Annotated in this window: 7 protein-coding genes; 4 read left to right on the plus strand and 3 right to left on the minus strand. The window is 69.6% G+C overall.

Annotated features, from left to right (window positions below):
* Positions 1–11: 11 nt before the first annotated feature.
* The 3 genes from IBL26_RS13805 (at position 12) to IBL26_RS13815 (ending at position 3,483) form a co-directional block, all read left to right on the plus strand.
* On the plus strand, positions 12–1,022 hold the full coding sequence (locus IBL26_RS13805; RefSeq protein ID WP_187785075.1) for a Gfo/Idh/MocA family protein: 1,011 nt from the start codon (positions 12–14) through the stop codon (positions 1,020–1,022).
* A 93-nt stretch (positions 1,023–1,115) separates the two neighbouring features.
* Positions 1,116–2,549: a chlorohydrolase family protein gene (locus IBL26_RS13810; RefSeq protein WP_187785076.1), complete on the plus strand. Its 1,434-nt coding sequence runs from the start codon at positions 1,116–1,118 to the stop codon at positions 2,547–2,549.
* 88 nt (positions 2,550–2,637) lie between these two features.
* A complete protein-coding gene (locus IBL26_RS13815) occupies positions 2,638–3,483 on the plus strand; it encodes a sugar phosphate isomerase/epimerase family protein (protein ID WP_187785077.1) in 846 nt (281 codons plus the stop codon).
* A gap of 521 nt (positions 3,484–4,004) precedes the next feature.
* Here the strand turns inward: IBL26_RS13815 and dinB are convergent.
* A complete protein-coding gene (gene dinB / locus IBL26_RS13820) occupies positions 4,005–5,102 on the minus strand; it encodes a DNA polymerase IV (RefSeq protein ID WP_187785078.1) in 1,098 nt (365 codons plus the stop codon).
* A gap of 121 nt (positions 5,103–5,223) precedes the next feature.
* Here dinB and IBL26_RS13825 point away from each other — a divergent pair, with 121 nt between their 5' ends.
* Positions 5,224–6,057: a lytic transglycosylase domain-containing protein gene (locus IBL26_RS13825; RefSeq protein WP_187785079.1), complete on the plus strand. Its 834-nt coding sequence runs from the start codon at positions 5,224–5,226 to the stop codon at positions 6,055–6,057.
* A gap of 225 nt (positions 6,058–6,282) precedes the next feature.
* On the opposite strand, the gene IBL26_RS13830 is transcribed toward IBL26_RS13825, so the two are convergent.
* A complete protein-coding gene (locus tag IBL26_RS13830; protein WP_187785080.1) occupies positions 6,283–7,230 on the minus strand; it encodes an MYG1 family protein in 948 nt (315 codons plus the stop codon).
* Positions 7,231–7,436: 206 nt separating this feature from the next.
* The coding region (locus tag IBL26_RS13835; RefSeq protein ID WP_187785081.1) for an autotransporter outer membrane beta-barrel domain-containing protein at positions 7,437–9,789 on the minus strand (2,353 nt) is incomplete at its 5' end.

The following is a 9,789-nucleotide window of genomic DNA, read 5'->3' on the forward strand; positions in this document are numbered from 1 at the left end:
ATACGCCTACCATGTCAAAGATCGGTGTCAGCATCATCGGGCTCGGCCCCGCCTGCCTGCCGCATGCGCGCAGCCTGCTCGACCTCGGTGATCAGGTGGAGGTCATCTGGGCCGCCACCCGGAGCCAGCAGCGCGCGGATGCCTTCGCCGCGCAGTTCCCCTTCCCCGTCACGACGGACCTGGAACAGGCCATCCACGACCCACGTGTCGGCGCCGTGCTGGTGCTGACGCCGCCGGCCGCGCATCTGGAAACCGCCGAGCGCTGCCTTGCCGCCGGCCGCCACATCCTGGTGGAAAAGCCGCTGGAACTGACCGTGGCGCGCGGCGAGCAACTGGTCGCCGCCGGGCACCGCGCCGGCCGGCAGGTCGGCGTCATGCTGCAGCACCGCTTCCGTCCCGCCAGCCTGCGGCTGCGGGCGTTGCTGGAGGCCGGTGCGCTGGGCCCGATCGAGGCGGCCTCGATGACCGTGCCGTGGTGGCGGCCGCAAAGCTATTACGACGAGCCCGGGCGCGGCACCATGGCGCGGGATGGCGGCGGCGTGCTGCTGACTCAAGCCATCCACACGCTGGACCTGTTCCGCTCCCTGGTCGGCATCTCCGCCATCACCGCTGCCGAAACCCGCATCACGAGCCTGCATCGGATGGAAACCGAGGATTTCGCCTGCGCGATGCTGCGCACCGCGAACGGCGCCCCCGGCCTGCTGATGACCACCACCGCCTTCCCGCCCGGGCATCCGGAGCGGATCGAGATCATCGGCGGCAAAGGCGCCGCCACCCTGGCCGGCGGCGGCCTGGAAGTCGCCTACGCGAATGGGGAACACGAGGTCCTGGCAGCCGAAGGCTCCACCGGCAGCGGCGCCAACATCATGGACTTCCCGCACGACGCCCATCGCGAGCTGCTGCGGAACTTCTTCGCCGCCTGCGAGACCGGGCAGGGCCTGATCGTCACCGCCGAGGAAGCACTGGCGTCGCAGAAGGTGGTGGATGCCATCCTGGCCAAGGCGCGCGAAAGCCGCGGCTGACGGCACGATCCGCGTCGCGCGGCCTTGCCAGCGCCGCCGGACAGTGCCTTGCTGCTGCCGGCTTCACTGTTGAAACAGCGTCAAGGGGAACCGATGCCTCGTACCGTGATCCGCGCTTCGCACATCATCGCCTACCAGGATGGCGGCCACCGCCACCTGAAAGACGGCGTGGTGGTCTATGAGGGCGATACCATCGTGCATGTCGGCCAGGATTATGATGGGCCGTCCGACCATGTCATCGACGCCAAGGACAAGGTCGTCACGCCGGGCTTCATCAACACCCACGCCCACCTGTCCGAGTCGCCGCTCGACAAGAGCTTCGTGGAGGATCGCGGCCCACGGCAATTCTACCTCTCCGGCCTGTTCGAATTCCTCTCGGCACGCGACGGCGCCATCACCGATGCCGCACGCCGTGCCAGCATCGCCTATTCCATCCCGGAGCTGCTGCGCACCGGCACCACGACCATCATGGAAATCGGTCGCTATGGTGACGTGGTGGCCGAGCACGCCGCGCGCAGCGGCATCCGTGCCTATATCGGCCAGGGCTACCGCTCCGGCCGCTGGTACACCGCCAATGGCCGTACGGTCGATTACGAGTGGGACGAGGATGACGGCGTCGGCGCCTTCAATGCCGCCGTCGACTTCATCGAACGCGTCGACGGGCAGGAGAACGGCCGCATCAAGGGCTTCCTGACGCCGATGCAGATCGACACCTGCTCGGAAGCCCTGCTGCGCCGCTCCGCCGACGCGGCGCGGGACATGAAGGTGCCGCTGGCGCTGCACGTCTCCCAGTCCGTGCCCGAGTTCCACGAGATGACGCGCCGCAACGGCTGCACGCCGATCGAGTGGCTGGAGAAAATCGACTTCCTCTCCGAGCGCTGCATCCTCGGCCACTGCATCATTCCCGGTGAGAGCAGCTGGGCCAACTACCAGGCCGACGATATCGGCATCCTCGCCGATACCGGCGCCAACGTCGCCCATGCGGTCTGGGTCTTCGCCCGGCGCGGCATCGCCATGGAGAGCTTCGCGCGGTACCAGAAGCGGGGCGTCAACATGACCATCGCGACCGATACCTGCCCGCAAAGCATGATCGAGGCGATGCGCTGGACCTCTGTCGTCTCCAAGATCGTCGATCGGCAGACCCAGGTCGCCACGGCAGCGGATGTGTTCAACGCCGCCACGCTGAACGGCGCCAAGGCGCTGGGCCGCGAGGACCTCGGCCGCATCGCCGCCGGCGCCAAGGCGGACCTGCTGATCTGGAGCAGCGACAGCCTGTTCATGACGCCGCTGCGCGACCCCATCCGCAACCTGGTGTTCTCCGCCACGGCCGAGGACCTGCAGACCTCGATCATCGACGGCCGGGTCGTGATGGAGGATCGCGTGGTCCCCGGCTACGACCCGGTGGAGCTGGGCCGCGCCGTGCAGGCGGGCGCCCAGGCCATGTGGGATGGCATGAAGGCCCGCGACTGGGCCGGGCGGGATATCGAGCAGCTTTCGCCCTCCAGCTTCCCTGCCTTCCGCGCCTGAGGGCAACACAGCCTGGCCCCGGCAACGGGGCCAGGCCACGACATCCAGACGCCCAACCCATGGGCAGCCCGAGGAAGGAACCCGCGCCATGGCCATCGCCCCTGATCCCACGGCCCTGGGGCTGGACCGGCTCTCGATGAACCTCGGCACGCTGGGGCCGGGCCGCCCGGCGGACGAGGTGCTGGATGCCTGCGCCCGGGCCGGCATCCGAACCATCACCCCATGGCGCTACAGCTACGAGGCCGCCGGCGTCAGCGCCTTCGCCCGCTCCATGCGGCGGCACGGCATGGTGGCCAGCTCCGTCTGCCGCATCGCCCGGCTGGGCGGCGCCGATACCCCGCCCGCCTGGCGCAACGCCATCGAGGAAGGCCGCGCGGTGCTGGATGAAGCCGCCGAGCTCGGTGCCAGCTCCGTCACCGTCATCGGCGGCGGCATGGCCGATGGCAGCCGCAGCCTGGACGACGCCCGCGCCCGCCTGCGGGACGGCGTGCAGCAACTGGCCGGGCACGCCCGCAGCGTCGGCGTCGCCCTGGCGCTGGAGCCGCTGCACCCGATGGTGGCCGCCGACCGCGGCTGCATCAGCACCCTCGCCCAGGCGCTGGAACTGGCCGAGCAGGCTGGCGACGACATCGGCATCATGTTCGACTGCTACAACAGCTGGTGGGACCCGGCCCTGCCCCGCTCCATCCCCGCCGCCGCCAGCCGCCTGCTGGGGTTTCAGGTAGCGGACTGGCTGGTACCGACCCAGGACCTGGTGCTGGATCGCGGCCTGATGGGCGATGGCGTCATCGACTTTCGCCACCTGCGCGGCATGGCGGAAGCCGCCGGCTATGCCGGCTGCATCGAAGTGGAAATTCTCTCCAGCCGCTTCTGGCAACAGGAGACGGAAAGCATCGTGGCCCAGGTCGTCGAGCGCTTCACCGGCTGCTGCTAAGGAGGCTAGCTCTGGGGAAGCAAGGCCGGGGAAAGAATTCCCCGGACCCCATCTTCTTTTTTCGAGTTTTGGCGGTATGGCTTCTGCGTGTGTGTGTATCTGCTTGGTGCAGGGTAACGGGGCGGCTTTGCTCGTGGCGGTTTGGAACGTGGTTGCTTGAGGTAGAATCACCACAAACCCTGAATGATGCAGGTAAAGATAGAAGGAAGGATGGTGCATGAATGAACATGACCGCATCGTTCCCCAGCATCAGCTTGAATGGCCCCATTTGGAAACCATCGTGGCGGGCGTGATTGGCGCGCGTTGAAACGGCGCTGCACGTGAGCAACGCGATCGAATATTATCGAAGAATCGGGCGCGTGTTTGCACCTGGCTTACTTCAAAGCAGGCGCGCAGCACCTGGCTAAACGACAGGTCGTCGAACCCTGCCCCAGGCGCGCACCCCCACCCCACGCCAAACTCGCAGAAAAAAGATGGGGGCCTGAGGGAATTCCTTCCCCCAGCCTTCCTCCCCCAAACCTTCACCTCTCTAGGAACAGCGCCAGCTGAGCCGGCTCATCCCGTGCCTCGTTCTCGAAGCCTGACATGGTCACCCCCAGCAGCCGCACCCCGCGCGGCGGGGGGAAGACCGGCCGCAGCAGGTCCAGCCCGATATCCTCCAGCGCTTCCTGGGCGGGCACGGGCTGAGGGTAGGACCGGCTGCGGGTGATCTGGCGAAAATCGGCGTATTTCACCTTCACGGTCACCGTGCGTCCGGCGCGGCCGGCCTTGGCGCAACTGTCCCACACCTTGGCGAAGAGCGGCGCCATGGCCGGGGGCACCGCTTCCCATTGCATCAGGTCTCGCTCAAAGGTGGTTTCGGCGCCGACGGATTTGCGGGTGCGGTCTGGATTCACCGGCCGGTGGTCCTCGCCCCGGGCGACGCCGTGGTAGTAGCCACCGGCCTTGCCGAACTGCTCGATCAGGAAATCCCGCGTCTGCCGCCGCAGATCCAGGCCGGTATGGATGCCCAACCGGTTCATCTTCGCGGCCGTGGCCGGGCCAACGCCGTGGAATTTGCCGATCGGCAGCTCTTCGACGAAGCCCGGGCCCATGCGCGGGGTGATGACGAACAGCCCGTCCGGCTTGCGGTGATCGGAGGCCAGCTTGGCCAGGAACTTGTTGTAGGACACGCCTGCCGAGGCAGTCAGCCCGGTTTCCGCCTTGATGGCGGCGCGGATATCCTCGGCGATGGCGGTGGCCGACCCGCGGTCCAGCAGCGGCTCGGTGACATCGAGATACGCCTCGTCCAGCGAGAGTGGCTGGATCAGCGCGGTGTAGCGGGCGAAGATGCCGTGGATCTGGCGGGACACCGCCTTGTACACCTCGAAGCGCGGCCGCACGAAGACCAGGTCCGGGCATTTCCGCTTGGCGATGACGGAGGGCATGGCGGAGTGCACCCCGAACTTGCGTGCCTCGTAGCTGGCCGCCGCCACCACGCCCCGTTCGCGCGAGCCGCCGACCGCCAGGGGCAGGCCGCGCAGGCTGGGGTCGTCACGCTGCTCCACCGAGGCGTAGAAGGCATCCATGTCCACATGGATGATACGTCGCGGCTTTGCGGGCTGGTCGGGCGTGGACATCAGGGCGGGGAGGTTAGCATTCCCTTCACCTTGTGAGAACAAAAAGAGATCGAGCCAGCGTCGCGCGCGAGAGGCTCACTGGCGAGGTGACCACGGGTACGTCAGCTTTGAGACGTACTTCATGGACGGATCGGCACAGATCACGCGGATGGGGATGGAATGCGCGGGCCGGCTGCGCCAGATGGAGGCCATGCGCCCCGCCCTCGCCCGCCTGCTGCCCGCCGCCCTGCTCCTGCTTGGCCTCGGCACCGCCCAGGCCGCACCCGCCCTGGAGACCGACGATTGGGGCCGCTGCCGCCAGGCCATCAGCGCGGCCGAGGCCGGCTCCGGCATCCCGCCCGGCCTGCTGGGCGCCATCGCCCTGGTGGAAAGCGGCCAGCGCAACCCGCGCACCGGGGCGCCAACGCCCTGGCCCTGGGCCTACAACGTGGCCGGCGAAGGCCATTCGCCCGCGACCAAGGCGCAGGCCATGAGCGAGGTCTCGGCCCTGCTGGCGCGCGGGGTACGGTCAGTCGATGTCGGCTGCATGCAGGTCAACTTGATGCACCACCCACAGGCCTTCCGGGGGCTGGAAGAGGCGTTCGACCCGCAGGCCAACCTGCGCTACGCCGCCCGCTTCCTGAAGGAGCTGCGCAACCGGCACGGCGACTGGGGCCAGGCCATCGCCCGCTACCATTCGGGCGAGGAAGCACGCGGCGCGGCCTATAGCCGCCGCGTCGCCCTGGCGCGGATGGGCTCCGCCTGGAATGGCGGGGGCGGCGGCGTGCCGCTGCCGCCGCGCAGCATCCAGGGCATCTGTGCCGCGGGGCTGACCCCCATGCTGTTCTTCGGCGGCATGGCCGAGGCCCGCCGCTTCATGACGCCGGAGGCGCGCCGCTCCGGCCGCGCCGTGCCGGTGGCACCCGCCGGCAACCGCCCCCGCCTGGCCTGCATCCGCAGCACGGCGCGCCGCTGAAGATGGCCAGATGCGAACGTTGTTGAAAGGGGGCGCTCCCCCTCTCAAACTTTCCCTGCCGAAGGCCTGAGGCCTTCGGGAACCCGCTTGCTTGATTTCCGCCTGGCTCTCAGCAGGTCATCCTACGGCCCAGGTGTGAGGCATCATATCCCCTGCCGGGGCCGCCAGGGGGCAGTGCCCCCTGGGTGACGCCCCAGACCTCAGCGCCGGCCGCTCAGGCGCGGTTCAGGCAGCCACCAGCCCGGCCAGCTTCATCGTCCGCCGCGCCATATCCACCGCCCCGGCGCGGGAACGGGCGGCACCGACGAAGCGACGCACATGCACGAACACCGCGTCCGCCACGCCGGAGGCCTGCGCCAGCGCGTCGTCCTGCAAGCCCGCCCAGGCTTCCGGCAGCGGCAGGCGCTGCGCGAAGGAGCCCGGCTCGGGCGGCATGGCATCGACCATCCAGTTGCCGTTCGGCACTGGATAGACGGCGAACAGCACCGGCATGTCATGCGCGAAGACGACGTTCTTCCACGGCATGCCGCGCTCCAGCTCCAGCACCCGCGGATCGGCCGAAGCGGCCTGCGCTGCCACCACCAGCGCGTCGGCCGACAGGCGCGAGCGCAGCGCCCGCACCCGGCGGCGCAGCACGCCGTCCAGCATCGCGACCGCTTCCAGGAAGGCCGCGTCCTCGGCAGCCTGGCGGCCTTCGGAAGGCGTGTCCCAGGTCAGGTTGCAATCGCCGACCAGCGAGGCGAGGTCCAGCGGCTCCCGGCTGCTGGCGGTCCCGTTGTCGACCTCATCGATCCGGCGGATCAGCACCCGGTCCAGTTCCTTGGCGATGGCGGGCGCCAGTGCCTCGGCGCCTTCGGGCTGCAGCAGCGCGCGCAGCGCCGCCTCGCCATGGTGCTGCCAGATCAAGCCAGCGGCGCTGAAGGGCGTGCCGTCTTCCCGCGTGGGGGCGCCGCGCTGGTGGTGGTCGAAGCGCTGGGCCGCCGGGTCATAGGCCAGCCCGACATCCCAGACATAGTCGCCCTGCGCGATGGTGGCGGTGTCCCGGGTCCGGACCAGGCGATGGTCGACGCCCGGCTCCTTCAGACCCAGGGACAGGCGCAGCACGACATAGGCGAAGGCCTCGTCGCAATGGAAACTGCCGCTATGGGTGACGAGCAACGGGAGGTCGGTCATGGAAGATCCTGGCATGGCGCGGCCCCTTATGTCGCCTTCCCAGAGCGACCACAACCTGCGCCCGGGCATGGGCGCCGTGCACGCATCCCGCAGCCACTGAACGCATGATGAGGCACCCCAGGATGCGCAGGGCGCCTCATCGGTCAGGCCGGCTGCCACGATCCCCGGAGCACCGCGAGAGCGGCGCCCGGACCCGTCGGGAACGCTTACCAGTTCCAGCGCAGCCCGCCGCTGACGGCCTGCGACGCCACGTTCTGCCGCAGATTGGCGTCGTAGCCGATGAAGGCGACGATGCCGCCCGGCAGTTCCAGGTTGCTGCCCAGGCCCAGCAGCACGCCGTCCCGGCCGCCACGGGCGGTCTCCACCACCATCGGCGTCATGGCCGCGCCGCTGAAGCTGGCGGTCGTCCCCACGCCGACATCCGAGAGCTCATGGGCATAATGGGCCCGGATATTCGGCAGCAGGCGGTATTCCTCGCCCAGCGCCACGCTGGTCTCGCCGCGCAGGCCGATGGTGGCGCGCAGGCTGCTCGCCTGGCTGTCCTCCACGTTGAGAGAGAGCGCCTGGGCGCTGCTCTCGGTCAGCCGGTCGCGTGTCAGCTGGTCGAAGCGCAGGCCGATGCCCGGCTGCAGGCGCCAGCCGCCCGCATCGTGCCGCGTCCCGGCCTCCACCCCGGCATTGGCGCCGAGGCCAGACCCGTTGCCCCGCGCCGACATCTCATACATGCCCAGCTTGCGGCGGGCCCGCATCTCCGCATGCGTCAGGCCAGCCTGCGCATCGGCGTAGAAGAACCCATCCGTCCAGCTGCCATAGGCGGAAACATGCATCATCTCCCCGGTCACCCGGCTATCCGTCGCGGAGGAGGTGATCGGGCCACGGCTGACACCAGCCGCCGCACCGGCCAGGAACTCGCTGCCGATGCGCGCATCCGCGCCGGCGGCGAGGCCCGTCGTCGTGCTGCGGTAGTTGGTGTCGCCGGTCGCGCCGAAGCGGGCGCTGCGGCCCAACGCGGCGAACCATGCCGTCCGGGTGCCGTCCACCGCGCTGTCGGCGGCGGTGGACAGGCCACGGCGCGCCGCGCTCTGCTCGGCAATGACGCTGCCGAAGCCGCGGCTGCGGTCCAGCCCGACCATCAGCGCATCGCCGTAGATGGTGCCGGCCAGCGAGGTCATGGTGGTCGGCATCATGCCGGGCGTCTGCAGGAACAGCGGCTCCAGCGCGGAGGTCACCTCGGCACTGGCGCGCACGCCGGGCGACGGGCGCAGGGCGTCCAGGCCCGCGGCGACCGCGCGCTGGTTCGGCGTCAGCGCCACGCCGAAGGCGGAGGTGAGATCCCTGTAGCTGGACGGCGTGACATACAGGGTAATGGCATTGGTGGTGTACAGCGCATCCACCCGGCTGCCCGGCAGCAGGCCGCTGGTAGGCTGCGCCAGGCCAGCGAAACTGCCGAAGACGCCGCCTTCCGCCTGCACGATGCGGAAGCTCTGCCCCACGGGCGGGATATAGCTGTTGGTGGCATTGCCGGTGATGCCGCGCAGCAGCGGCCGCAGCGTGCCGCCCTGCGCGGTGAAGGTATTGTTCGCTCCTTGCACAATGGCGCGGCTGTAGTTGCCGGCCCCCGTGCCAGTGCCGGGCCCGTCGACATCGATCTGCAGCGAGGACCCCGCCGCCATCGTGACCGGCGCGCTGAACACCAGCGTGCCCGGGCTGTTGCCCGGCGCCAGCGTGCCGGACACGGAGGTCCGCGTGTAGACCTGCCCCGTGCCGCGCAACGTGGCGTTGGAGAGCACCGTCAGGCCATTGGCGTCCACCACCAGCGGCCCATGCACCTGCGCGGTGCCGGAGAACATGGCGGTCTGCTGGTTGGCCCGCTGCAGGCTGATCGGCCCCGTCAGGTTCAGCGTATGGCCATTGGAGTCGATGATGCCTTGCAGGTTCACCACGATCGGCCGTGCCGAGTCGAAATCCGCCAGCGCGAGCAGCTTGCCGTCGTCGATGACCAGCAGCGCATCTGGCGCACCGAGCGCCGTGTCGGAGGCCACCGCGAGGGTGGTGCCGCCGATCACCAGCGTGCCGCCGCTATAGGTGTTGACGCCGGCCAGGGTCAGGCGCCCGCCGCCATCGGCCACCAGCGCGCCGGTACCGCCGATGGCGCCGGACATCGTCATGCTGTGGCGGTTGGTATCCAGCGTACCGCGGCCCGTCAGCGCCAGGCTGCGCGGCGAAGCCAGATCCGCCGCCACCTTCAGGCGCCCGTCCGCCAGTACCACGCCGCCATTGGCCGCGCCCAGCGCCGTATCGGCGGAAACCAGCAGCGTCGCCTGGCCGCTGACGCGGGTGCCGCCGGCATAGGTGTTGGCCCCCGTCAGCACCTGCGTGCCACCGGTCACCGCCAGCCCGCCCGTGCCGTGGATGGCGCCGGCGAACTCCGTGCTGCCCTGCGTCACCGTCAGCACCTGTTGGCCCAGCGCCACCTGGCCGTTGCCCGCCAGCGTGGTGATCGAAGCACCCTGCGTCGTCGCCGCGATGTCGAACACGCCGTCCGCCCGCACCACCGAC

Origin of the sequence: Teichococcus aerophilus, assembly GCF_014490485.1 — a bacterium.
Classification (GTDB): Bacteria; Pseudomonadota; Alphaproteobacteria; order Acetobacterales; family Acetobacteraceae; genus Pseudoroseomonas; species Pseudoroseomonas aerophila.

Excerpts from the sequence above, each read along its gene's own strand:
- dinB (WP_187785078.1), bottom strand. The coding sequence starts at position 5,102 with ATGTCCACGCCCGACCAGCCCGCAAAGCCGCGACGTATCATCCATGTG.
- IBL26_RS13805 (WP_187785075.1), top strand. The coding sequence starts at position 12 with ATGTCAAAGATCGGTGTCAGCATCATCGGGCTCGGCCCCGCCTGCCTG.
- IBL26_RS13830 (WP_187785080.1), bottom strand. The coding sequence starts at position 7,230 with ATGACCGACCTCCCGTTGCTCGTCACCCATAGCGGCAGTTTCCATTGC.
- IBL26_RS13825 (WP_187785079.1), top strand. The coding sequence starts at position 5,224 with ATGGACGGATCGGCACAGATCACGCGGATGGGGATGGAATGCGCGGGC.
- IBL26_RS13815 (WP_187785077.1), top strand. The coding sequence starts at position 2,638 with ATGGCCATCGCCCCTGATCCCACGGCCCTGGGGCTGGACCGGCTCTCG.
- IBL26_RS13810 (WP_187785076.1), top strand. The coding sequence starts at position 1,116 with ATGCCTCGTACCGTGATCCGCGCTTCGCACATCATCGCCTACCAGGAT.